A 21,274-nucleotide genomic window follows, 5' to 3' on the forward strand; every position below is an offset into this window, starting at 1 on the left:
CCGGGGCCAGTCCTCCGGTTTCCCCTTTTGGGATAATTGATCCATGACCGGACAGGACCAGGACAGGGACAAGGATCCGTGGGAGGAGTTTGACGCTCTGGGGCCCGCTGCACCGGACCGCGTGCCGGGCCAGCCCGGCGGGGAGCCCTACGGTTTCGGCTTCCGCACCGGGGTACGCAGCGCCCGGGTGGCGGTCGGCTTTGCCGTCTACGCGCTGGCGCTGGGAACCATCCTGGCCCTGACCGGGTGCATTGTGTTCATCAGCCGGCAGCTGTGGCTGCTGGCCGGCCTCATGCTGGTGATCGAGGCAGTGTTTGTTTTCGCTTTCACGCGGCTGGTGGCCCAGGCCAGGCGCCGCCGGCAGGCGCGGTGACAATTCCAAACCTTGACCTTGACCTTGACCTTGACCTTGACGCAGCGTCAAACCCTAGGCTCGGAGCATGGAAGACATCCCCGACACCGGCACGGACTGGTCCATCCAGGACGTAGCCAGGATGGCCGGCACCACCAGCCGCACGCTGCGCCACTACGATGACATCGGCCTGCTGAAGCCCAGCAGGGTGGGCAGCAACGGTTACCGCTATTACGACGGCGCCGCCCTCCTCCAACTGCAGCGCATTCTCCTGCTGCGGGAGCTGGGCCTGGGCCTGCCGGCCATCGCGGAGGTCTTCCACCAGCAGGCTGACCCGGTCACCGCGCTCACCCGACATCTTGAGTGGCTCGGACAGGAGCAGCAGCGGCTGGCACGGCAAATGCAATCCGTGCGGCAAACCATTGAAACAGTAAGGGCAGGAGGCCAACTGATGGCAGAGGACATGTTCGACGGCTTCGACCACACCCAGTTCAAGGATGAGGTGGAGGAACGGTGGGGCAAGGAGGCCTACGCAAAATCCGACGCGTGGTGGCGCGGCATGGCGTCGGACGAAAAGCAGGAGTGGATGTCCAAAGTGGAAACCCTTGGCAACGACTGGAAGGCTGCCGCCCGCTCCGGCGTTGCTGCGGACGGTCCCGAGGCCCGGGAACTGGCAACGCGGCACGTCGACTGGCTGAGGTCCATCCCCGGGACTCCGGCCGCCGGAAACAGCGGGAATATCAAGGGATACGTCCTGGGCCTGGCGGACATGTACGTGGAAGACCCGCGCTTCGCCGCCAATTACGGCGGAGTGGAGGGGGCGGGCTTCGTTCGGGCGGCCCTTCGCAGTTTTGCGGAGAAGTATCTGTAGGGCAGAGGCGGAAGGCAGCCTAGCGGCTGGTCTTGGAGCTGCTGGCGCCCGCCCGATCAGTCTTGGCGCGCCGGGTCCGCCGGACCACCAGCAGCACTACGGCAATGGCCAATGCGGCGTAGACGGCATAGTTCAGGAAGCGTGAGTACTCCTCGATCAGCCTGTATTGGGTGCCCAGCAGGTAGCCCAGGCCGATGAGGGCGCCGTTCCACAGCCCGCTGCCGGCCAGGGTGAACAGGGTGAAGGTGGCAAAGGGCATGGCCGCCGCCCCCGCCGGAAGGGAAATGAGGCTGCGGACGCCGGGCAACAGGCGGCCGAAGAAGATGGATGACCTGCCGTGGCGGCGGAACCATCCTGCCGCGTGTTCGAAGTCTTCGCGGTCCACCAAGGGCAGTTTGGACAACCACCGGATGGACCGCTCCAGCCCCAGCTTGGCGCCGAGCCAGTAGAGGAACAGCGCCCCCAGATAAGCGCCAAGGGTGCTGGTGGCAAAAACGAGGAAAAGGTTCAGGGAGCCCTGCTTGGCCAGATATCCCGCCAGGGGGAGGATCACCTCGCTGGGGATGGGAGGCACCACGGTTTCGGCGAGCGTGAAGCCCCCCACGCCCCACTCCCCCAAAGTGTCGATGGCCCTCGCCGCAAACCCGACGATTCCGGTGAGTCCCTCAGTTGGGCTGGCTGCACCGGTCAAGATTGTCCACATACGCCCGTCCCGTCCTCTGCGCCCGGGTTACCGGTGCTTGAATTCCGGCTGGCGCTTCTCGGCGAACGCCGCCATGCCTTCCTTTTGGTCCTCCGTGGCGAACAGGGAGTGGAAGAGCCGCCGTTCGAACAACACCCCCTGGGCCAGCCCGGTTTCAAAGGCGGCATTGACAGCTTCCTTGGCAGCCATCGCCGCGGGCTTGGACTTGGCGGCAATCACCCCTGCCACCTTGAGTGCCTCGGACACGACGTCCGCCGCCGGAACCACACGGGACACCAGCCCGCACCGGTCGGCTTCCTCCGCCTCGATGAACCTGCCGGTGAGGATCATGTCCATGGCCTTCGCCTTGCCCACGGCCCGGGTGAGCCGCTGCGAGCCGCCCATGCCGGGGAGTACGGCGAGGTTGATTTCCGGTTGGCCGAATCTGGCGTTGTCCCCGGCGATGATAAGGTCGCACATCATGGCCAGTTCGCAGCCGCCGCCCAGGGCAAACCCGGACACCGCAGCGATGGTGGGAATCCGCAGCCGGGCAAAGTCCTCCCAGCCCCGGAACCAGTCGGCGGCATACATGTCCATGTAGCCCTGGTCCGCCATTTCCTTGATGTCGGCTCCGGCCGCGAACGCTTTGCCCGAGCCGGTGATCACCACGGCACCCACACCGGGATCGGAATCCATGGCGGTAACGGCGGCCACCAACTCCTCCATGGTGGCCTTGTTCAGCGCATTCAACGCCGACGGCCTGTTGAGGGTTACCAGCCCTACCCTGCCCTGCTGCTCCACCAGGATGTTGGCGTACTCCGTCATTCGGGGCTCCCGTCGTCGTGTGCTGTTGTGGTCTCTGGCCGGCCCGGTATTTCCGTGCCGGTGCTCTCCCCCGCCGCCGGCTCTTGCTGCCTCGCTGCATGCTGCCCGGAGGCGTCGCGGATGTCCGTAATGATGGCCGAGAAGTCGCGGCCCGCGCCGCCTTCCGCGGCAAACCTATCGTAGATCCGGGCGGCGAGCGCTCCCATCTGTCCCGCCACCCCTGTGCTGTCCAGGGCGTTGACGGCGAGGTTGAGGTCCTTGGCCATGAGCGCTGCGGCAAAGCCCGGCTGGTAGTCCCTGTTGGCGGGGCTGGTGGGAACCGGTCCGGGCACCGGACAATTGGTGGTCAGCGCCCAGCACTGGCCGGACGCGGCGGAAGCGACGTCGAACAAGGCCTGGTGGGTCAGGCCCAGCTTTTCGCCGAGCACGAAGGCCTCGCTGACCGCAATCATCGAGACGCCCAGGATGAGGTTGTTGCAGATCTTGGCCGCCTGGCCGGCTCCGTGTCCGCCGCAGTGCACCACCCGCTTGCCCATGACCTCCAGGAGCGGCCGCACCGCCTCAAAGTCAGCCCCGTCGCCGCCGGCCATGAAGGTCAGGGTGCCTGCTTCGGCCCCCACTACGCCACCGGAAACGGGGGCGTCAACGGAGCGGTGGCCTGCTGCGATGGCCAGGCGGGCGGCGTCCCTGGCCTCGTCGACGTTGATGGTGGAGCAGTCCAGGAACATCGTCCCCGCCGGCGCCGCTGCCAGCAGCCCGGGTCCGTCTGCACCGCCCACGTAGGCGTCCAGGACGTGGCGGCCGCTGGGGAACATGGTGAGGACAACGTCGGCACCGGCCAGCGCCTCCACGGCGCTCCCTGCCACCGGAATACCCTGTGCACGGGCCGACTGCAGGGCTTCAGGGACCACGTCGAAACCAGCAACCCGGTAACCGGCGCGGACCAGGTTCAGGGCCATGGGACGCCCCATGTGTCCAAGGCCCAGGAAGGCCACACTGCTCTTGTCAGTCATGGTCCGTCTCCTTCATCTGCAGGTCGGGGTTGGAGTGCGGTTCAAGCCGGGGGTGCAGCTCAGACGGGACATGGAGGTCCAGTTCCCCGCCGTCCAGGGGCTGGAAGAACCCCTCCACCTGGGCGGGAAGCACCTCGGCCAGCGTGGCAGGTTTCCACTGCGGGTTCCTGTCCTTGTCCACTACCTGGGCGCGGATTCCTTCGCGGAAGTCCGGTGCGGCCAGGAAGCGGATCCCGGCCCGGTACTCCTGGGCCAGGGCCTCATCCAGGGTCAGGCCGGCCGCGCGGCGCAGCGACGCCAAGGTGACCGTGACCGAGGTGGGTGACTTGGCTTCGATCGTGGCGGCGGCTTCCGCGGCATCGTCGCGTCCGGGCCCGGTCCACGCCCGGAGGCGCCGGACAATCTCTCCAGCATCGTCCGGGGCGTAGCAGGAGTCGATCCATTCCCGCTGCCCGGCCAGCATGGAGGCAGGGGGCTGCCCGGCATAACGGGCGACGGCGTCTTCCGGGCTTTCCTTCTCCAGCGCAGCCACGAGGCGCGGCAGCGCGTTCGACGGAACGTAGTGGTCGGCAAGGCCCAGGAACAGGGCATCCCCGGCTGCCAGGTGTGCTCCCGTAAGCGCCGCGTGGGTTCCCGCCTCGCCTGGTGCGTGTGAAAGCAGGAAGGTCCCGCCGACGTCGGGCGCGAAGCCAATGGTGGTCTCCGGCATCCCCATCCTGGTCCGCTCGGTGACCACCCGGACGTCCCCGTGCGCGGAGATGCCCACCCCGCCGCCCAGGACCAGGCCGTCCATGAGGGCGACGTACGGCTTGGGGTACCGGGCAATCAGCGAGTTCAGGCGGTACTCGGTCTGCCAGAAGTGGGCCGTCCCGTTCCCGCCGTGCAGCATGTCCCGGTATATGGCCACGATGTCCCCGCCCGCGCACAGGCCCCGCTCCCCGGCGCCCTGGACCAGGACGGTGGCCACGCCGTCGTCCCCTGCCCATGCGGTGAGCTGCCGCAGGAGCAGCTCCACCATTCCCGCGGTAAGTGCGTTGACGGCCCGGGGCCGGTTGAGGGTGATCACGCCCAGCCGGCCGCGGCGCTCAAAGAGTACGTCCGCGCTTCCGTCCCCTGCCGCGTTGTCCGTTGTGCTGTCCTTGGCTGCGGTCATCGGCTGGGTGCTCCTTCGCATGGTGGCCGGATGAGTGATCCAGGTCATTCTGTTGCGAATATACCCGCCCCTTCACGCCCGGAACCAACCACGGCCGATCGCGGCCGCGGGGACGGCCAAGGCTTTACCCGCCCTGCGGCTGCCAAGGTAAGTTAGGAACCGTGAAGATAGCTACCTGGAATGTGAATTCGCTCCGTGCCCGCGCCGACCGTGTTGAAGCCTGGCTCCAGCGCAGCGACTGCGACGTCCTGGCCATCCAGGAGACCAAGTGCAAGGACGATAACTTCCCCTGGGAGCTCTTTGAACGGATGGGCTACGAGGTGGCCCACTTCGGGGTGAACCAGTGGAACGGCGTAGCCATCGCCTCCCGGGTGGGGCTTGAAGACGTGGAGCGGACGTTCCTGGACCAGCCCTCGTTCGGCAAGGCGGGCAAAGATCCCGTGCAAGAAGCCCGCGCCATGGCTGCCACCTGCGGCGGCATCCGGGTCTGGAGCCTCTACGTCCCCAACGGCCGTTCGCTGGACGACGAGCACATGCCGTACAAGCTCAAGTGGCTGGAAAGCCTCAAGACGCACGCCCAGGCCCTGGTCACGGACAACCCCCAGGCACAGGTGGCCCTGATGGGTGACTGGAACATCGCGCCCTTCGATGACGACGTCTGGGACATCGACCTGTTCATCCGGAACCGCGCAACGCACGTCAGCCCGCCAGAACGGGAGGCGTTCCACGCGTTCGAAGCTGCCGGCTACGCCGATGTGGTGCGCCCCTACACGCCGGGCCCCGGCGTCTACACCTACTGGGACTACACCCAGCTGCGGTTCCCCAAGAAGGAGGGCATGCGGATCGACTTCATCCTGGCCTCCCCCGCCTTGGCCGCGCGCGTCACCGGGGCCTCGATCGACCGCGAGGAACGCAAGGGCAAGGGCGCTTCGGACCACGCTCCCGTGCTGGTGGAACTGGCGGACTGATGACTGCATCCTGGACCCATTCAAGGAGACCGTAATGACGGGAAACCTCTATCGGGGCCAGGCCGGCCTGCCATTTTCCTCAACCCTGCGCGTCTACGAACCCCTGGAAGCCTTTCCGGAGGACCAGCGTCCGGCCATCAAGGCCGCGGGGGCCCGGGCGGTCCCGCGTGCCGCCGTCGAAAACGCTGAACTGCTGGCCTCGCTGGGCCGCATCACCCGCTCCGGCGGGGACCCCTTCCCCACGGGGCGCACGGACCTGGTGCGCGTCACCACCGTGCCGGCCCCGGAGGGTGGAGCGCCCGACGACGGTGCTGACGCCGACGCCGAACCCGTCCTCCTGTACTGCCCCAGCCAGCTTGTCCTGCGCGCCGGCCTGGCGGCCAACGCCTTGATGGAGGGAATCCATGGCCCCCTGGCCGAGCTGCTGATCCCGGAGGAGCAGCGTGACCGGCACCAGGAACGGATCGACCAGGTGAAGGCCCGGGACGGATCCATCCGGGTACATACGCGGGCGTCCACCTGGGGAATCCCGTTCAGCTGGTTCTCGCTGTTCATGGAGTCGGACCGCAAGGATGTGGTGGAGGCCGCTGGGCGCATCCTCACCGTTCGGGTCTGGGCGCCCATCACCGATGCCCTGGAACGGGCCCGCTACGCGGTGGCCAACCTGGCCCTCGCCGCCCCGGACCTGGACATGCTTGACGACCTGGCGCAGCTGACGGAGTGGCTTGAGCTGTTCCACGTCAACTCCATGGTGGAACTGGACTACGGCGCCGTGGCAGACAAGGTCTACCCGGACGAATCCCCCATGGATATCAGGCTGGGCATCGAGTGCCTGGCGGAGGGTGACATGACCGGGGCTGCGGCCGCCTACCGCAGGCTCGCGTCCCGCTGGATCCCCATCCGGCAGCTGGCCCGCGCGTCCTGACTCGTCAGTTCCTGGGGGGCGCGGTGGTGCGCCGGATGATGAGTTCATGGGGCGCGACGGCTGAGTGGACGGATCCGATCTCGCCGTCCAGTTCGTCCAGGAGCATCTTGGTGGCCAGCTCGGCCTGCTCGTCGGGGCGCTGCCCAACCGTGGTCAGGCCCATGGCATCGGCGAAATCATGGTTGTCAATGCCCACCACCGACAGTTCGCCGGGGACGTTGACGCCCAGGCGGTTGGCCTCGAAGATGACTCCCATGGCCATCTCGTCCGAGGCGCAGAAAATTGCCGTGGGCTTCTGTCCGGGACGGGACCACAGGCGGCGGAAGGCTTCCTGTCCGCTGCGGACCGTGAAGTCCCCCCATTCGTCCCATTCCGGCCGGGTGGGCAGGCCGGCCGCGGCCATCACGTCCTTGAACGCCAGGATGCGCACCCGGGGGACGTCGAAGTTCAGGTCGGTTTCGTCGTCGCCATGCAGCAGGGCAATATCCCGGTGGCCCAGGTCGATCAGGTGCCGGACGGCTGTTGAGGCGGCGGCGTAGTCGTCGATGCCGATGTAGGGGCATTCCTCCACGTGGCCACCCACCACTACCAGCGGAATGTCGATCTTCTGCAGGTGCTCGATCTCTTCGTGGCTGAGCGCCATACATAGAACCAGCAGGGCGTCGATCTGCTTGTAGACCATGGTCTTGCTGAAGAGCCGCTCACGGTTGCTGCCGTGGCCGCCGAGGTTGAACAGGGAGAGGTTGTAGTGCCGGGCATGCAGCTCGCGGTCCGCGCCCTCAATTGCTTTGGAGAAGAACCAGCGGCTGACGAACGGGGCCAGGACACCGATGGTCTTGGTCCGGCCCGTGGCCAGGCCGGAGGCGGAGGACGATGCAACGTAGCCCAGGTTTCCGGCCACCTCCAGGATTTTTTCCCGGGTGGCCGGCGAGACCCGGGGCAGGCCGCGTACAGCCCGGGAGACAGTTGCTGTTGAGACTCCGGCGGCTGCCGCCACGTCCTCGATGCTGACGCCGTTATGGCCGCCCCGCTGGGACCTTTCCGTTGTCCGTGCCACCGTGTCCCCTCTTTAACTCCTTTTCGGCGTAGGGCCGAAAGGCCCTGCGTTACGCCCGCCCTGTATTTTCGCATTCCACGGCGAGGCATTGATAACTATGGCGGGGAACCGACGCATGGGCTCCCTTACCTGCGGGCCGGCAGCTTTCGGCGCAGGCGAACCATTCCATACAGCGCCAGCAGTGTTGCCAGCAGGCCCAGGGCCCAGCCGAGGGCCGGTTGGGCTGTGACTTCCATCCACACGGTTACCACCAGGAGGACAAGGGCCCAAAATGCGAGGAAGCCGATAATGATGTCGAAGTCTTCGCCCGAACGGACCATACGGCTGCGGTTTCCCGCCCCCGGAGTGCGGGGGCGGGAACCGTTGGGCGTCACTTGACCGCACCAGCCGTAAGGCCGGCGACGATCTTGCGCTGGAACACCAGCACCAGGATCACCAGCGGGATGGTGACGATGGTGCCCGCGGCCATGATGGCCGTGTACGGGATCTGGTTGGGCTGTGCACCGGCGAAGTTGGCAATGGCCACCGTCACCGGCTGGGTTGCGTCGCTGGACAGCTGGCTGGCGATCAGGAACTCATTCCACGAGGAAATGAAGGCCAGGATCGCCGTGGTGAAGATTGCCGGCGCTGCCAGGGGCATGATGACCTTGCGGAAGGCCTGTCCCTGGGTACAGCCGTCAACGCGCGCCGATTCTTCCAACTCCCAAGGCATTTCCCGGAAGAACGAGGTCATGGTGTAGACCGTCAGCGGGAGCACGAAGGAGATGTTCGGGATGATCAGCGCCTGGTACGTGCCCATCCAGCCAATGTTGGTGAACAGCTGGAAGAGCGGGGTGATCAGGGCAACACCGGGGAACATGGAAGCTCCCAGGATGAAGCCGAGCACCAGGAACTTGCCCCGGAAGTTCAACCGGGCCAGCGCGTAGGCGGCGAACACGCCGATGAGCAGGGACACGAGCGTCACCACGCCACCAATGAACACACTGTTGAGCAGCGCCTGGCCGAACCTGTTGCCGAATGACGTATCAAAGGCGGTCCTGAAGTTGTCCAGGGTCACGTGCGTGGGAAGGATCGACGTGTCGTAGGTGAACCCGACCTCGCGGAAGGCGGTCACCACCATCCAGTAGGCCGGCGCCAGGCACCAGAGCAGCACGATGGCCGCGCTGATGTAGGTCCTGCCCTGCGCCCACTTTTCCCGGTTTTGCGCAGCCTTGCGGCCCTTGTCCTGCCTTGCCCGCAGCGCCGAGGCGTCTGCCGTTGCCGTGGTCATTTCTTCCCCTTTCCTGTGGCGCCGCTCTGTTCAACGACGTTTGCCCCGAGGAAGCGGACAAAGATGAAGGCCACAAGGAAGATGATGATGAAGGTGATGGTGGACAGTGCGGCTGCCGAGTTGAAGCCTTGCCTGATCTGGTTAATTACCAGGATGGACAAGGTGGTGGTGTTGTTGGCGCCGCCGGTGAGGATGTAGGGCAGGTCAAACATGCGCAGTGCATCCAGGGTACGGAACAGGATCGCCACCATGAGCGCCGGCTTAACCAGCGGCAGGGTGATCAGCCGGAACCGCTGCCATGCAGTGGTTCCATCCACCTTTGCGGCCTCATACACTTCAGCCGGGATCATCTGCAGGCCTGCCAGGATCAGCAAAGCCATGAACGGCGTGGTCTTCCAGACGTCAGCGATGACCACAGCCCACTTGGCCGGCCACTCGCTGCCCGTCCACAGGATGGTGGTGTTGAACAGCTTGTTGGCGATGCCCTCGAAGGCGAAGATGAAGAACCAGAGCTTGGCCGTCACGGCGGTGGGGATGGCCCACGGCACCAGGACAGCTGCGCGGACCAGGCTGCGGCCGCGGAATTCGCGGGCCATGATCATGGCCATCCAGAAACCAAGCACCGTTTCGAACGCGACCGTGACTACGGTGAAGAAAAATGTTGTGGCGGTGGCGGACCAGAACTGGCCGCCCAGGGTGCCAGGCGGGCAGGCGACTGTTCCGCCTGTCGGCGCCGAACACTGCTGCGCGAGCCAGTTCACATAGTTCTGGATGCCTGCCGGGCCACCCGCGGTGAACAGGCCGGTGGCTGGGTCAAGGCCGGCGTCCTTCTGGAAGGACATGACGATGGCGCTGATGATGGGGTAAACAATGACAATGCCCAAGGCAATGATGGTGGGAGCGAGCAGCCAGGATGCCCAGCGTCCTTGGCTGGCGATCCTGTTGTCCTCCCCCACACCCTTGGGCGCGTGATGGACGGGGGTACCGCCCGACGCCGGTGCTTTGACCGGCGTCGGGCCTAGTTCGGTTGCCATGGCAGAACTACGATCCCGCACCGGCGGATTCGATGGACTTCTGCATGTCAGAAAGTGCGGTTTCCACGGGCTTTTCTCCCTTAATTGCGGAGTATGCGTTGTCTTGGATTGCCTTTGTCACGGCCGGGTAGAACGGCGTCACGGGACGCGGCACGGCGTTCTCGATGGACGTCTTCAGGACCGGCAGGTAGGGCAGCTTGGCTACAAGTTCCTGGTCGGTGTACAGCGATCCAAGGACCGGAGCCAGCGAGCCCTGCGTGGCGTAGAACTTCTCGCTCTCGGCCGAGGTCAGGAACTTCACGAAGTCCAGTGCAGTGGCCTTGTGCTTGGAGTACACGCTGATTGCGGTGTTGTGGCCACCCAGTGATGATGCACCGGGGCCGCTCTTGCCCGGAAGGGCAGCCATGCCGAACTTGTCCTTCACAGCCGACGAGCCTTCAGTGCTCATGAGGCTGTAAACGTAGGGCCAGTTGCGCAGGAACAGGAGCTTGCCGCTCTGGAACGCCTGGCGGCTGTCCTCTTCCTTATAGGTGATTGCTTCCTTGGGGATGTTGCCGTCCGCGTAGGCCTTGGCGAGGTTCCCCAGGCCGGCCTTGGCTTCAGCGGTGTTCAGGCTGGGCTTGCCGTCCTTGTCCAGGACTGAGCCGCCGGCGGAGTTGATGGCTTCGGCCGCATTGACCGTGAGGCCTTCATACTTGCTGAACTGTCCCGCGTAGCAGCCGATGTTGTTCTGCTTGGCGATGGAGCACATGCCCATCATCTCGTCCCAGGTCTTGGGCGGATTGGGTACCAGGTCCTTGCGGTAGAAGAGGATGCCGCCGTCGGAAGTGCGCGGTGCAGCGTAAAGCGTGCCCTTGTACGTGGCACTGTTCACGGTGGCCGGAAGCATGGCACTCGTGTCAACCGCCATCTTGTCCTTCAGCGGCTGCAGCCAGCCCTTGGCGGCAAACTCTGCCGTCCAGACGACGTCCACGTCGGTGACGTCGTAGTCGGACTGCTTGGCCTGGAAGTGCTGGACGAGGTCGTCGTGCTGCTGGTCTGCCTGGTCGGTCTGTTCCTTGAAGGTGACCTGCTCATCCTTGTGGGCCGCATTCCACTTATCGATGAGGGGACGGATCACATTGTTGTTGTCCTTGCCCTGGACGAAGGTGATCGGGCCGCGGGCATCGAGGTTGGCGTCAGCGTCACTGCCTCCACCGCCGCCCGTGGTACCCCCTCCACCTCCGCCGCCGCAGGCGGACAACGTAAGGGCCAGGATGCCGGCAGTGGCCGCCGGAAGCAGGAATCTCGGGGTTTTCATTAGCTTGAAGCTCCTCGCTGAGTGACAAGTAAGTCGACAGTGCGCTTGCTAGGTGAGGTTGATGTGGTGACCATCACACTAGTAAGGTGACTGTCGGGAATGCAAGCGTTTACATCAAAAAGTTATCAGAGGGGAACCAAATGCCCGACCCAACCGTTCCGGCGCCCCGCCAAATGCCCTCCTGGTGGACAGACGCCGTTGTCTACCAGATCTATCCCCGGTCGTTTGCCGACGGCAACGGCGACGGGATGGGCGACCTTCGCGGTGTCCTGGACCGGCTCCCCTATCTTGAAGGGCTGGGAGTGGATGCCATCTGGCTGTCCCCGTTCTACAAGTCGCCGCAGGCCGACGGCGGTTATGACGTAGCGGACTACCGGCAAGTGGACGCGCTTTTCGGGTCGCTGGCCGACTTCGACGCCATGTTGCAGGAAGCTCACCGCCGCGGACTGAAGGTGATCGTGGACCTGGTTCCCAACCACACCTCCGATGAGCATGCGTGGTTTCGGGAAGCGCTGGCGGCGGAGCCGGGAAGCCCGGAAAGGGACCGGTACATCTTCCGGGACGGCAAGGATGAGGTGCCGGGGTCCGGGGATGGCGGACGGGCGCCCAACAACTGGAAGTCCGTCTTCGGCGGCCCGGCCTGGAGCCGCGTGGCCGAAGCCGACGGGTCACCCGGACAGTGGTACCTGCACCTCTTCGACACCAAGCAGCCGGACCTGAACTGGGAGAACCCGGAAGTGCAGGAGGAAATGCGTTCGGTGCTGCGTTTCTGGCTGGACCGCGGCGCGGACGGCTTCCGGGTGGATGTTGCCCACGGCCTGGTAAAGGAAGCGGGTCTTCCGGACTGGGATGGGGTGGCGGCGATGGTGGAAGGAACCTCCGCTCCGCGCCTGGAAAGCCACCTGCCGGGCGACGCCCCGCATGCCCACACCGATGCCGAGGAACCGCACCGGGCCGTCTCCCCGATGTACCCGCCGTCGCCGTTCTTCGACCAGGACGGGGTCCATGCCATCTACCGGGACTGGAACCGGGTCCTGGCCGAATACGGCGGTGACCGGATGATGGTGGCCGAGGCCTGGGTGGAACCTGCCGAGCGCCTGGCACGGTATGTCCGGCCCGATGAGATGCAGCAGGCCTTCAACTTCGATTTCCTGTTGGCCGGCTGGGACGCCGAACGCATGGCCGACGCCATCGACGCATCCCTGGCAGCGGCAGCATCCGTGGGTGCTCCGTGCACGTGGGTCCTCAGCAACCACGACACCGTGCGGCACAGCACCCGGTTTGGGCTCAAAGATCCCACTACTTTCCCCAAGGGCATCGGCGCCGCGGACGAACAGCCCGACGCAGCCCTGGGACTTGCCCGGGCCCGGGCCGCCTCACTGGTCGCGCTGGCGCTTCCGGGCTCGGCATACCTCTACCAGGGCGAGGAGCTGGGCCTCCCGGAGCACACCACCCTTCCCGACTCGGCCAGGCAGGACCCTACCTTCTTCCGGACCGACGGTGCCGAGATCGGCCGGGACGGCTGCCGCGTCCCGCTGCCGTGGGCAGGGGATCAACCCGGCTTCGGTTTCTCCGGAGCACTGTCAGGGGAAGCTCCCGAGCCCTGGCTCCCCCAGCCGGAAAGCTTCGGCCCCCTGGCCGCCGATCAGCAGGACGGCGAGGAGGGCTCAACGCTGGAGCTTTACCGTGCCGCCCTTGCATTCAGGTCAGCCCGGCACCTGGGCAGCGGCAGCGTGGAGTGGACGGACGAACACGCACCGGACAGTGGACTGTTGGCGTTCCGGAACGGGGAGGTGGTGGTCCTGTCCAACATGGGCTTCGCCTCGGCCCCCGTGCCCGAAGGCTATGCCGTAGTGCTCTCCAGCGGTCCCGAACCGGCCGACGACTGGACCGGGATGACAGAGGTTCCTGTGGACTGCACCGTGTACCTGCAACGGATATAGCTGCAAAGGATGAAGCGGGGCAGGTGCCGCTGCGCAACTGGCGCAGCGGCACCGCGGGCGCGGCAGCCTACGGTTGGCAATGGGTTCAGCGGACCCGCTCGGCCCGGCTGAAGCGGGTCCGCGCGCCCGCCCCGATGTGGATAAGGACAGGAATTTCCTTGCCCACCACAGCTTCCATCGCGTCAAGCAGCCCGGCGACCTCCACTGCCAGCAGGTGCGGTGCCACGCCCTGGCGCGGCAGGAGACGCACCTTCAACGCGGGAGAGCCCTTGACGTCGTAGGTGGTGACGGTGGCACCGGCCAGGTCCGGCCGTCCCTCGAGGGCGTGCCGCAGCGCTTGTTCCGCCACCCCGCCGCCGATCCGGACGTCGCCGGGCGTGTCGCCGGGATCGTATTCGGCGGCCAGAAGGTTTGACCGGCCCTTTCCTTGCTGGGCAATCCAGGCAACCATGAGGCCCATCAATGCCAGCAGCGCCAGTGCCACCACAATCCACAGCCAGCTTTCCGGCCGGCCGGGGAACCGGGTGGCGTCAAAGAGCCGGTTGATGCCGCTCCACACCCCGGCGGACCAGGAGTGCCACCAGGAGGCAACCGGAGGAACGGCCGCCAGCAGCAACAGCAGGACGCCCGCCCCCAGGAGGATCAGGCCCAGCAGGGTGAGCAGGATGCGGTTGAGCAGCGCCGGTGTGCTGTTCACGCTCCGATCACCCCCGAAGGAGTGACATTGACGCGGGGAACAGGCGCCGGTTCCAGCAGCATCTGGTCCAGCTCGTCGCGGACGGCTTCAAGCACCCTGTCCTGCTCCACAGGTACACCGGAGGTGGGCCGCACGTTCACCAGAACCTGCCGCTGGGAGACAATCACCATGACCTGTTCAGGCGTGACGTTGGCGGCCAGCCGTGCCCGGCGGGCGAGGGAGGAGGCGATGACTTCGTCGTCCACCACCACCGCCGGAAGCCCTTCCTCCCGTCCGCCGGCCAGCACATGGCGGGCGCGCTTTCCCGGGAGGATGCCGCTGAGGAGGAAGATCAGCCCCACCATGGCGAGCACGCCGCCGATCGCGGCAAGCAGCAGCGGCGAGGTACCGGCGGGAAGATCCACGATGCGCTGCGCCGCCACCTGGGGCTCAATCAGCCACGCGGGCTGGCCCACGGCGTGCACTCCCGATTCGAGGACGCCGTAAGCGGCCAGCACCAGCACAAGGGCGGCGGCAACAACCGACACCACCGCCCGCGGGGAATGGGTCTCGCGGTACACCACCCTGCGCATGTCCGGTCCGTTGCTTCTGCGCGGTCCGCTGTTCACCGGGCGGCTTTCCACACTGCTGCTCACCGTACCCGCCCTTCTGTACTGATCCTTGCCCCGCTGATCCGGATGTCCACGCGGCTCAGCCGGGAACCGCTCAATTCCGAGACCGTTGCCAGGATGCTTTCCTTGGCCCTGACGGCGCGGTCCCAGATGGACCCGCCGAGTGCGTCCACCCGTGCAGGGTTGGCCACCACGGACTGCAACGGCGGGACGCCGATAGGGGTGACGAGGGACAAAGCCAGCAGGCCGTCGTCGTCCGTCCAGTCCGCCCGCACGTCCTGGGCGTCGACGCCCAACGCCTGGGCCGCAGCAGCCTTGGCGAGGCTGGTCAAGGCCTGGGTGCTGATCCGGTTATGGCCGCTGAGCGCCTGCCCACGCACAACGGGCGCGGGCGAGCTCATGAGGACGAGCGCCGGCCGGTGATAGCATCGAACACCCCGCGCAGGTCCAGCTTCCCTTCGGCGGCACGGCCCAGGAGCGCTCCGATTGCCATGAAGAGCAGGGAGACGAGGAAACCCCACAGTCCGAACTGCAGGGACATAAACGCCACGAAGGCGCCAATGGCGGTGCCTGCAATCGTGAGGCTCACAGCAGCGCCTCCCGTTCGGGAGCAGACGGCGCGGTTGTTTTGACCGGCGGCGGAACGTAGACATCCGCGATCTCGACGTTCACCTCGATGACCTGCAGCCCCACCAGTTCCTCAACTGCGCGGTACACGGCGGCGCGGACATTATTGGCCAATGCATGCAGCGGTGTGCCGTAGCTTGCCACCAGGGTGATATCAACAGCTACCTGCGTTTCGCCCACTTCCGCGTGGACGCCCGCAGCGTGGTCAGAACTTCCGACGGCGTCGCGGATCGCGCCCAAGGCACGGGACGGGCCCGAACCCAGGGAGTAGACCCCGGGAACCGCCCGCGCGGCGATTCCCGCCACCTTTGCCACGGCAGTCTCGGAAATTATCGTCCGGCCCGGCCCCGGAGCCGGGCTTCCGGAAGGACGGTTTGGCACCACGGGTTGTGGGTTCTGGTATTCCATCAGGCACTCCCCCTTCTGTTGTTTCCACCCTATCCCCAGGGTGCGGCACATGCGCTGGAAACTCTGCGGCCCGCCGACCGGCCTGGACTTAAAGGACCCAGGCGGGAACGCCCCCAAGGACATTCCCGCCTGAGCGGTGCCGCCTGTGTCAGCGGCGGTGCGGCAGAAGCCGCGGTCTATTCAGCTGTGCAGGCTGTCCTACTTGTAGAGGCCTTCGCCGCCAACCCTGACGTTGGTGGGCAGGTAGCCGAACGGGCCGAGGCCGTTCTGGCCGAAGCTGCGGTCCACCTGGGTCACGCCGTTCCTGAAGTTGATCTTGACAGTGGGTGACAGCGATCCGCCACGCACGCCGTTGACGTTGTCGATGAACGACTGCACGAGTCCGCCGGGCTGCACGTAGTGCGAGTATGCCTGGAACTGGCGACCGTTCTGCTGCCCGGAGATGGTACCGCTTGGGTTGTTGGCCGGCAGGTTGAGGTCGGTGGGTGAACCGAGGGCCAGGCCGCTGTTGTTCACCGGCTGGTAGTCCGAGCGCACGCCGTCACCAACAAAGCCGTAGACGCCGTCGGGGCCGCGCATGCCGGCCGCGTAGGTGAACTGGTGGCTGATCGTGTACAGGTAGTACTTGTTCTTGCCGTTTTCATTCTGGATGAAGATCTGCGGACGTTCCGTCTGGTCGTTGACGCAGTTGGCCGAAAGGATCGGCGGCAGGAAGGACCACTTGGTGAGGTCCTTGTTGTCGGCTACAGCCAGGCCCACATTGGCGGTCTGGTAGTTTGCGCCGCTGTTCTGGACGTCGCCAACGCTTTCTGCCTGGGGGTCGCCCGGCTGGTAGCCGAGGTCCTCACCCTTGCACTGGTAATCGCCGCGGGTGCCGGCGGTGTTGCCTTCGAAGACCATGAAGGTCTTGCCCGGGTGGGCGGGGTCGGCGAACGTGTACGGGTCCCGGAACGCGAAGCCCGGGTTCTGCGCCTTGGTCTGGTACATCTTTCCGTCCGGTTCCAGCAGCTTGGTGTGCTCGAAGCCGTCGAAGCTGACGCCGTTCTTGTCAGCGTGGATGTTGCCCAGGGCCTTGGCGATGGCAGCGTCAGGAGCGATCCCGCCGCCACCTGCGTTCCGCTCGGCCACGTCGTGGAAGGTGGTGGCGGTGTAGAAGACGTTGACGTGGTCGCCCTGCATGAGGCGGGTGGAGCCGGACCATTCGGTGTTGCCGATGGAGGTGTTGTCCAGGAAGAGATGGCCACCGTAGTTCCACTTGTCCTTGGCGGGGTCGGCGTTGGTTTTGCGGAAGAAGTAGCCGATCCGGGCGTTCCAGTGGCGCTGGTCGAAGCCGTAGCCGGCGTGGCGGTCGGCAACAAGGGAGAAGATGACGTCCCAGCCCTTGTAGCTGATCTGGTTGGCGTTTTCATCCGTCAGGGACCAGGTGTCCCAGACCCAGACGTCGTCATTCATGGCGGGGAAATCCTGGGGGATCTCCGGCATGGTGACGTCGGGACTCATGGAGTTCTGGCCGGGAGCCACCGTGGGATCGCTCTGCGCCATGATCTGCTTGGCGTCTGCGCGGGTCCACTTGGAGGTGAAGTCCGACGCCGGGTCGAAGGCCTCCTGCGTGTGCTCGGTGGGGAGGGCGAAACCGGGAGTGGGGGCCGGCAGCTGCCCGACCGTCGGCGGGTCCGACGGCTCGTTGGCTTGGGCAGAGGGGACGGCCAGGAAGGCCGAGGCAGCAACGGCTGCGGCCAGTGCTGCGGCGGCAGGGCGCCACCGCAGCAGCCGGTGTTGGGGGTGCTTGTGCATTTCTTGCTCTTCTCGCGGAGTTGTGACTGTTCGTGGAAGACGGGCATGTGCCCATAACCCCGAAAACAACCGCGGCCCGGTAACACCTCAGGCGTCGCCGGGGACGCCGTTGTGCTGGGGGGATCAGGACCTGGGTGGGGCCCTGCGGCCGATGGAAAGCATGCTTTCCCTCCGCCGCGCTCCACGCTAGAACGGGCGCCGGATGCAGTTCAAACCCTGTTTCACAGCCCAAAAACGGCTACCGCCGAGTAGGGTGCAAGCGCTTACGCAAGCCAACGCGCGCGCGTGCCACATCGGTTTGGCAATAATCAAATGTTGCAGGGCGGCGCGATTTTTTCCTGGCAAGACAAGCGATTTGTTGCGCAGGCCACGCCGCCGCAGGCCGCTCGTCCTGGTGGCGCCGGGCACGCACGATCCCTAAAGGGCGGCCCACCTGAGCATGACGCGCACATTCGCCGGCGCCGCCCATATTCCGTATCGATACGCAAATGTGGGCTGCGCAGGCGACCAAGGGTGTCGGTTTCGATTTTGCGTGCCAATGCCGCGGTTGGTGCGCCGGAGGTGAGGCGGGCGCCGGACAGTTGCTCCGGGGCCATCCACCTGGACAAGGGCACGGAACGCACTTGAAGAGCGGCTGGCCAATGGCGGTTAAATGAAGAAAAGCACCAGTTCCGAAGAACCGATGCTTCCCAGTGGTGGCTCCGACCGGCGTCGATCCGGTGACCTTTCGATTTTCAGTCGAACGCTCTACCAACTGAGCTACAGAGCCTAGGTGACTAGTCACCATGACAGCCGGAATTTCTTCCAACAATCAGAGCGACCCTGACGGGACTTGAACCCGCGACCTCCGCCGTGACAGGGCGGCGCGCTAACCAACTGCGCTACAGGGCCTTGCGTTTCTTGCTTTCGCAGTATCTCTACCGCTTTTTTCAAGGCTTCCAGCCTACCAGACTTTTTTAGCCTGTTTGACCAGTTCCTTGCGTACCCCCAACGGGATTCGAACCCGTGCCGCCGCCGTGAAAGGGCGGTGTCCTAGGCCGCTAGACGATGGGGGCCAGAACCCGTTCGGAACAAAATAAAAGGCGTCAAGCGAGGCTTTCCGTCTTTGTCCTTTGCGTTTCTCCGAACTGGACTCTAAAACTATAGGGCCTCCGCAGGAATTATCCAAAATCGGCGAAAAACCGCGCCGTTGGGCCGCCGCACGGGTCAAGATGGACGGATGGATGCCGTCGCAGCGCTCAATGAGATTGCTTTCTGGCTGGAGCGCGGACGCGCCGCCACCTTCAAGGTCCAGGCCTTCCGCAAAGCGGCGGCGGCCATCAGCCCCCTTGGCCCTGAGGAAGTAGCCACCCGGGCCCGGACCGGCCGGCTCAAGTCCATGAAGGGCATCGGCGACCGGACCTACGCGGTGATCCGGCAGGCGGTGGACGGCGAGGTTCCCGACTACCTGGCCGACCTCCGGGAGAAGGGCGCCCAGCCACTGGCCTCCGGTGGGACGGAAATCCGTGGGGCATTGAGGGGCGACCTGCACAGCCACAGCGAATGGTCCGACGGCGGCTCCCCCATTGAGCTGATGGTGGCGGCAGCGGAGGTGCTGGGCCGGGAGTACCTGGCATTGACCGACCACTCCCCCAACCTCACCATCGCCAACGGGCTGTCGGCCGGGCGCCTGCTGGACCAGCTGGACGTGGTGGCAGCGATCAACAGCAACGGCGGGAACACCCGGCTGCTGACCGGGATCGAAGTGGACATCCTGGAGTCCGGCCAGCTGGACCAGGAGCCTGGGCTGCTGGACCGCCTGGACATTGTGGTGGCGAGCGTTCATTCGAAGCTGCGCGCGGACAGGAAGACCATGACCGCCCGGATGCTCGGCGGCATCCAGGACCCGCACACCAACGTCCTGGGCCACTGCACCGGGCGGCTGGTGGAGGGCACCCGCGGAACCCGGCCGCCGTCGGAATTCGACGCCGCGGAAGTGTTCGCCGCGTGCGCGGAGCACAACGTGGCCGTCGAGATCAATTCCCGCCCGGAACGGCAGGACCCGCCCGATGCGCTGATCCAGTTGGCGCTGGATGCAGGCTGCCTGTTCTCGATCGACAGCGACGCGCACGCACCAGGGCAGCTGGATTTCCTGCAGTACGGTGCCGAGCGGGCCGCCCGCAACAACGTGCCTGCCGAGCGGATCATCACCACCTGGCCGGCGGACAAACTGCTGGCCTGGGCCGGTTCGAAGTAGGCCCTGGAAGGCGCAGGCACGGTTACCACCGCTGCCGACATGGCCGATTTCCGCCAGCCCGGCGTCCGTTCCGGCCGTACATTTGTCCCATGCCGCCAACCAGCCCCGCCCATGAACCCCTGGCGTCCGCCACTGCAGCAGGAAAGCCCGTGAAGGCCCTCGGCGTGGCGGCCATGGTGGTCACGGTGGTCCTGTGGGCCTCAGCGTTCGTGGGCATCCGGGCCATCGGCCCCCACTTCTCCCCCGGCCCGCTGACCCTGGGCAGGCTGGCGATTGCCGCCGTCGTGCTGGCTTTCCTGGTGGTGCCGCAACTGCTCAGGAGCCGGATGCTGCCGCGGGGACGGGAATGGCTGCCCATCCTCGCCTATGGCGTGATGTGGTTTGGTGGCTACAACGTGGCGCTGAACGCCGCCGAGCACATCCTTGATGCGGGCACCAGCGCCCTGCTGATCAACGTCAACCCCATCCTGGTGGCCATCATGGCCGGCATCTTCCTCAAGGAAGGCTTCCCGCGCTGGCTGCTCATCGGCAGCACCGTGGCTTTCGCCGGCGTCGCAATGATCGCCCTCGGCTCCGGACAGCCACGGACGGGGGAAAGTTCGACGGCGGACCTGGCCGGGGTGGCGCTTTGCCTCCTTGCCGCGGTGCTCGCCGCCGTCAGCGTCATCATCCAGAAGCCGGTGGTGCGGAAGTTCCCGGCGGCGCAGGCAACCTGGTTTGGCATCGTGGTGGGGGCAGTGTGCTGCCTGCCGTTCGCCGGGCAGTTGGTGTCCGAGGTGCAGGCGGCTCCGCCGCAGGCCACGCTGGGGCTGGTGTATCTGGGGGTGTTCCCCACCGCCATCGCCTTCACCACCTGGGCGTACGCATTGTCACTGGTGGACGCCGGGAAGCTGGCCGCCACCACATACCTGGTCCCCGGCACCACGGTCTTCATCTCCTGGCTGCTGCTTGGTGAAATCCCCTCGGCGTTGGGACTGGTGGGTGGGCTGGTATGCCTGGTGGGGGTGGGGCTCACCCGGCGGCGGAGCCGGGTCCACGGCGGCCCGCGGCCGCTTCGGCGCTAGAGTCGGGGTATGCCAGCCAGCCTTCCGCCGGGACTGCCCATCATTCCCGACGGCCCGCACGAACCGCCGGAATTCACCATGTCCCCTGACGAGTTCGAGGCAGCCGTCCAGGATGCCCTGGACAGCATTCCGGACAGGCTGGCCCGGGCCATGGACAACGTGGCCGTCTTCATCGACGACGACTACGTGCCGGGGCCGGGGGAAGATCCGGACACCGTGCTGCTGGGACTGTACGAAGGGGTTCCGCTGACGGAACGCGATTCCTGGTGGGACGCCGGTTCGCTGCCGGACCGGATCACCATTTTCCGCGAACCCATCCTGGAGATCTGCGGTTCCAGGGACGATGTGATCCACGAGGTGGCCGTAACTGTGGTGCATGAGATCGCCCACCACTTCGGGATTTCCGATGACCGGCTGCATGAGCTGGGCTGGGGCTAGCCTTGT

At 65.9% G+C, this 21,274-nt stretch carries 23 protein-coding genes and 3 tRNA genes; 8 read left to right on the top strand and 18 right to left on the bottom strand.

Annotated elements, in window-relative coordinates; translation table 11 throughout:
* Positions 1-43 precede the first annotated feature (43 nt).
* Positions 44-373 carry a hypothetical protein gene (locus AC3ANU_RS19960; RefSeq protein ID WP_478222415.1) on the top strand — a complete coding sequence of 110 codons (330 nt, stop codon included), beginning with the start codon at positions 44-46 and terminating at the stop codon, positions 371-373.
* A gap of 67 nt (positions 374-440) precedes the next feature.
* Positions 441-1,223, top strand: coding sequence for a MerR family transcriptional regulator (locus tag AC3ANU_RS19965; RefSeq protein ID WP_488315138.1), 783 nt, complete (start codon positions 441-443; stop codon positions 1,221-1,223).
* A gap of 19 nt (positions 1,224-1,242) precedes the next feature.
* On the opposite strand, the gene AC3ANU_RS19970 is transcribed toward AC3ANU_RS19965, so the two are convergent.
* The 4 genes from AC3ANU_RS19970 to AC3ANU_RS19985 are packed head-to-tail and all read right to left on the bottom strand — an operon-like array spanning position 1,243 to position 4,896.
* Entirely contained in the window at positions 1,243-1,926 is a 684-nt protein-coding gene (locus AC3ANU_RS19970) for a DedA family protein (RefSeq protein ID WP_488315139.1), read from the bottom strand.
* Between the two features lie 27 nt (positions 1,927-1,953).
* On the bottom strand, positions 1,954-2,730 hold the full coding sequence (locus AC3ANU_RS19975; protein ID WP_488315140.1) for an enoyl-CoA hydratase: 777 nt from the start codon (positions 2,728-2,730) through the stop codon (positions 1,954-1,956).
* Positions 2,727-3,743 carry a 3-hydroxyisobutyrate dehydrogenase gene (gene mmsB, locus AC3ANU_RS19980; protein ID WP_488315141.1) on the bottom strand — a complete coding sequence of 339 codons (1,017 nt, stop codon included), beginning with the start codon at positions 3,741-3,743 and terminating at the stop codon, positions 2,727-2,729. Before mmsB ends, AC3ANU_RS19975 begins: the two co-directional genes overlap by 4 nt.
* Complete coding sequence (locus AC3ANU_RS19985) at positions 3,736-4,896, bottom strand: enoyl-CoA hydratase/isomerase family protein (protein ID WP_478222419.1); 1,161 nt, start codon at positions 4,894-4,896, stop codon at positions 3,736-3,738. Before AC3ANU_RS19985 ends, mmsB begins: the two co-directional genes overlap by 8 nt.
* Positions 4,897-5,057: 161 nt before the next feature.
* On the opposite strand from AC3ANU_RS19985, the gene AC3ANU_RS19990 reads away from it, so the two are divergent.
* Entirely contained in the window at positions 5,058-5,864 is an 807-nt protein-coding gene (locus AC3ANU_RS19990; RefSeq protein WP_026266132.1) for an exodeoxyribonuclease III, read from the top strand.
* 34 nt (positions 5,865-5,898) lie between these two features.
* Positions 5,899-6,789 carry a DUF8083 family protein gene (locus tag AC3ANU_RS19995; RefSeq protein ID WP_018771694.1) on the top strand — a complete coding sequence of 297 codons (891 nt, stop codon included), beginning with the start codon at positions 5,899-5,901 and terminating at the stop codon, positions 6,787-6,789.
* Positions 6,790-6,793: 4 nt separating this feature from the next.
* Here the strand turns inward: AC3ANU_RS19995 and AC3ANU_RS20000 are convergent, their stop codons facing one another.
* From AC3ANU_RS20000 to AC3ANU_RS20020, 5 genes are all read right to left on the bottom strand, one after another.
* Positions 6,794-7,846, bottom strand: coding sequence for a LacI family DNA-binding transcriptional regulator (locus AC3ANU_RS20000; protein WP_018771695.1), 1,053 nt, complete (start codon positions 7,844-7,846; stop codon positions 6,794-6,796).
* Between the two features lie 125 nt (positions 7,847-7,971).
* Positions 7,972-8,220: a hypothetical protein gene (locus AC3ANU_RS20005; RefSeq protein WP_026266133.1), complete on the bottom strand. Its 249-nt coding sequence runs from the start codon at positions 8,218-8,220 to the stop codon at positions 7,972-7,974.
* Complete coding sequence (locus AC3ANU_RS20010) at positions 8,217-9,116, bottom strand: carbohydrate ABC transporter permease (RefSeq protein WP_018771697.1); 900 nt, start codon at positions 9,114-9,116, stop codon at positions 8,217-8,219. Before AC3ANU_RS20010 ends, AC3ANU_RS20005 begins: the two co-directional genes overlap by 4 nt.
* Positions 9,113-10,150 carry a carbohydrate ABC transporter permease gene (locus AC3ANU_RS20015; protein WP_026266134.1) on the bottom strand — a complete coding sequence of 346 codons (1,038 nt, stop codon included), beginning with the start codon at positions 10,148-10,150 and terminating at the stop codon, positions 9,113-9,115. Before AC3ANU_RS20015 ends, AC3ANU_RS20010 begins: the two co-directional genes overlap by 4 nt.
* Before the next feature lie 7 nt (positions 10,151-10,157).
* The gene (locus tag AC3ANU_RS20020) at positions 10,158-11,450 is read right to left on the bottom strand and encodes an ABC transporter substrate-binding protein (RefSeq protein ID WP_018771699.1); all 1,293 of its coding nucleotides are present in this window, start codon (positions 11,448-11,450) and stop codon (positions 10,158-10,160) included.
* A gap of 140 nt (positions 11,451-11,590) precedes the next feature.
* On the opposite strand from AC3ANU_RS20020, the gene AC3ANU_RS20025 reads away from it, so the two are divergent.
* Entirely contained in the window at positions 11,591-13,393 is a 1,803-nt protein-coding gene (locus tag AC3ANU_RS20025; RefSeq protein ID WP_488315142.1) for a glycoside hydrolase family 13 protein, read from the top strand.
* A gap of 85 nt (positions 13,394-13,478) precedes the next feature.
* Here AC3ANU_RS20025 and AC3ANU_RS20030 read toward each other — a convergent pair whose 3' ends face one another.
* The 9 genes from AC3ANU_RS20030 to AC3ANU_RS20070 form a co-directional block, all read right to left on the bottom strand.
* Complete coding sequence (locus AC3ANU_RS20030; RefSeq protein ID WP_018771701.1) at positions 13,479-14,090, bottom strand: hypothetical protein; 612 nt, start codon at positions 14,088-14,090, stop codon at positions 13,479-13,481.
* On the bottom strand, positions 14,087-14,725 hold the full coding sequence (locus tag AC3ANU_RS20035) for a hypothetical protein (protein WP_488315143.1): 639 nt from the start codon (positions 14,723-14,725) through the stop codon (positions 14,087-14,089). The genes AC3ANU_RS20030 and AC3ANU_RS20035 overlap by 4 nt, the downstream gene beginning before the upstream one ends.
* The gene (locus tag AC3ANU_RS20040; protein WP_018771703.1) at positions 14,722-15,102 is read right to left on the bottom strand and encodes a hypothetical protein; all 381 of its coding nucleotides are present in this window, start codon (positions 15,100-15,102) and stop codon (positions 14,722-14,724) included. Before AC3ANU_RS20040 ends, AC3ANU_RS20035 begins: the two co-directional genes overlap by 4 nt.
* The gene (locus tag AC3ANU_RS20045; protein WP_018771704.1) at positions 15,099-15,290 is read right to left on the bottom strand and encodes a membrane protein; all 192 of its coding nucleotides are present in this window, start codon (positions 15,288-15,290) and stop codon (positions 15,099-15,101) included. Before AC3ANU_RS20045 ends, AC3ANU_RS20040 begins: the two co-directional genes overlap by 4 nt.
* Positions 15,287-15,736, bottom strand: a complete 450-nt coding sequence (locus tag AC3ANU_RS20050; RefSeq protein ID WP_026266136.1) for an Asp23/Gls24 family envelope stress response protein — start codon at positions 15,734-15,736, stop codon at positions 15,287-15,289. Before AC3ANU_RS20050 ends, AC3ANU_RS20045 begins: the two co-directional genes overlap by 4 nt.
* 198 nt (positions 15,737-15,934) lie before the next feature.
* Complete coding sequence (locus AC3ANU_RS20055) at positions 15,935-17,530, bottom strand: glycoside hydrolase family 68 protein (RefSeq protein ID WP_018771706.1); 1,596 nt, start codon at positions 17,528-17,530, stop codon at positions 15,935-15,937.
* 693 nt (positions 17,531-18,223) lie between these two features.
* Positions 18,224-18,299, bottom strand: a tRNA-Phe gene (locus AC3ANU_RS20060).
* Positions 18,300-18,347: 48 nt separating this feature from the next.
* Positions 18,348-18,421 (bottom strand) — tRNA-Asp (locus AC3ANU_RS20065).
* Positions 18,422-18,512: 91 nt separating this feature from the next.
* Positions 18,513-18,585: transfer RNA gene (locus tag AC3ANU_RS20070), tRNA-Glu, on the bottom strand.
* Positions 18,586-18,749: 164 nt separating this feature from the next.
* On the opposite strand from AC3ANU_RS20070, the gene AC3ANU_RS20075 reads away from it, so the two are divergent.
* From AC3ANU_RS20075 to AC3ANU_RS20085, 3 genes are all read left to right on the top strand, one after another.
* Positions 18,750-19,766 (top strand): PHP domain-containing protein, encoded by a 1,017-nt coding sequence (locus tag AC3ANU_RS20075; RefSeq protein ID WP_018771707.1) that lies wholly within the window; start codon positions 18,750-18,752, stop codon positions 19,764-19,766.
* 89 nt (positions 19,767-19,855) lie between these two features.
* Positions 19,856-20,830 carry a DMT family transporter gene (locus tag AC3ANU_RS20080; protein ID WP_026266137.1) on the top strand — a complete coding sequence of 325 codons (975 nt, stop codon included), beginning with the start codon at positions 19,856-19,858 and terminating at the stop codon, positions 20,828-20,830.
* A 9-nt stretch (positions 20,831-20,839) separates the two neighbouring features.
* Positions 20,840-21,268, top strand: a complete 429-nt coding sequence (locus AC3ANU_RS20085) for a metallopeptidase family protein (RefSeq protein WP_018771709.1) — start codon at positions 20,840-20,842, stop codon at positions 21,266-21,268.
* The last annotated feature ends 6 nt before the right edge of the window (positions 21,269-21,274 follow it).

Source organism: Arthrobacter sp. SDR-2R, from assembly GCF_057747955.1.

Bases quoted from the DNA above. Each gene is read 5' to 3' on its own strand.
- AC3ANU_RS19960 (WP_478222415.1), top strand. From the start codon at position 44: ATGACCGGACAGGACCAGGACAGGGACAAGGATCCGTGGGAGGAGTTT.
- AC3ANU_RS19965 (WP_488315138.1), top strand. From the start codon at position 441: ATGGAAGACATCCCCGACACCGGCACGGACTGGTCCATCCAGGACGTA.
- AC3ANU_RS19970 (WP_488315139.1), bottom strand. From the start codon at position 1,926: ATGTGGACAATCTTGACCGGTGCAGCCAGCCCAACTGAGGGACTCACC.
- AC3ANU_RS19975 (WP_488315140.1), bottom strand. From the start codon at position 2,730: ATGACGGAGTACGCCAACATCCTGGTGGAGCAGCAGGGCAGGGTAGGG.
- mmsB (WP_488315141.1), bottom strand. From the start codon at position 3,743: ATGACTGACAAGAGCAGTGTGGCCTTCCTGGGCCTTGGACACATGGGG.
- AC3ANU_RS19985 (WP_478222419.1), bottom strand. From the start codon at position 4,896: ATGACCGCAGCCAAGGACAGCACAACGGACAACGCGGCAGGGGACGGA.
- AC3ANU_RS19995 (WP_018771694.1), top strand. From the start codon at position 5,899: ATGACGGGAAACCTCTATCGGGGCCAGGCCGGCCTGCCATTTTCCTCA.
- AC3ANU_RS20010 (WP_018771697.1), bottom strand. From the start codon at position 9,116: ATGACCACGGCAACGGCAGACGCCTCGGCGCTGCGGGCAAGGCAGGAC.
- AC3ANU_RS20015 (WP_026266134.1), bottom strand. From the start codon at position 10,150: ATGGCAACCGAACTAGGCCCGACGCCGGTCAAAGCACCGGCGTCGGGC.
- AC3ANU_RS20020 (WP_018771699.1), bottom strand. From the start codon at position 11,450: ATGAAAACCCCGAGATTCCTGCTTCCGGCGGCCACTGCCGGCATCCTG.
- AC3ANU_RS20025 (WP_488315142.1), top strand. From the start codon at position 11,591: ATGCCCGACCCAACCGTTCCGGCGCCCCGCCAAATGCCCTCCTGGTGG.
- AC3ANU_RS20040 (WP_018771703.1), bottom strand. From the start codon at position 15,102: ATGAGCTCGCCCGCGCCCGTTGTGCGTGGGCAGGCGCTCAGCGGCCAT.
- AC3ANU_RS20050 (WP_026266136.1), bottom strand. From the start codon at position 15,736: ATGGAATACCAGAACCCACAACCCGTGGTGCCAAACCGTCCTTCCGGA.
- AC3ANU_RS20055 (WP_018771706.1), bottom strand. From the start codon at position 17,530: ATGCACAAGCACCCCCAACACCGGCTGCTGCGGTGGCGCCCTGCCGCC.
- AC3ANU_RS20075 (WP_018771707.1), top strand. From the start codon at position 18,750: ATGGATGCCGTCGCAGCGCTCAATGAGATTGCTTTCTGGCTGGAGCGC.
- AC3ANU_RS20080 (WP_026266137.1), top strand. From the start codon at position 19,856: ATGCCGCCAACCAGCCCCGCCCATGAACCCCTGGCGTCCGCCACTGCA.
- AC3ANU_RS20085 (WP_018771709.1), top strand. From the start codon at position 20,840: ATGCCAGCCAGCCTTCCGCCGGGACTGCCCATCATTCCCGACGGCCCG.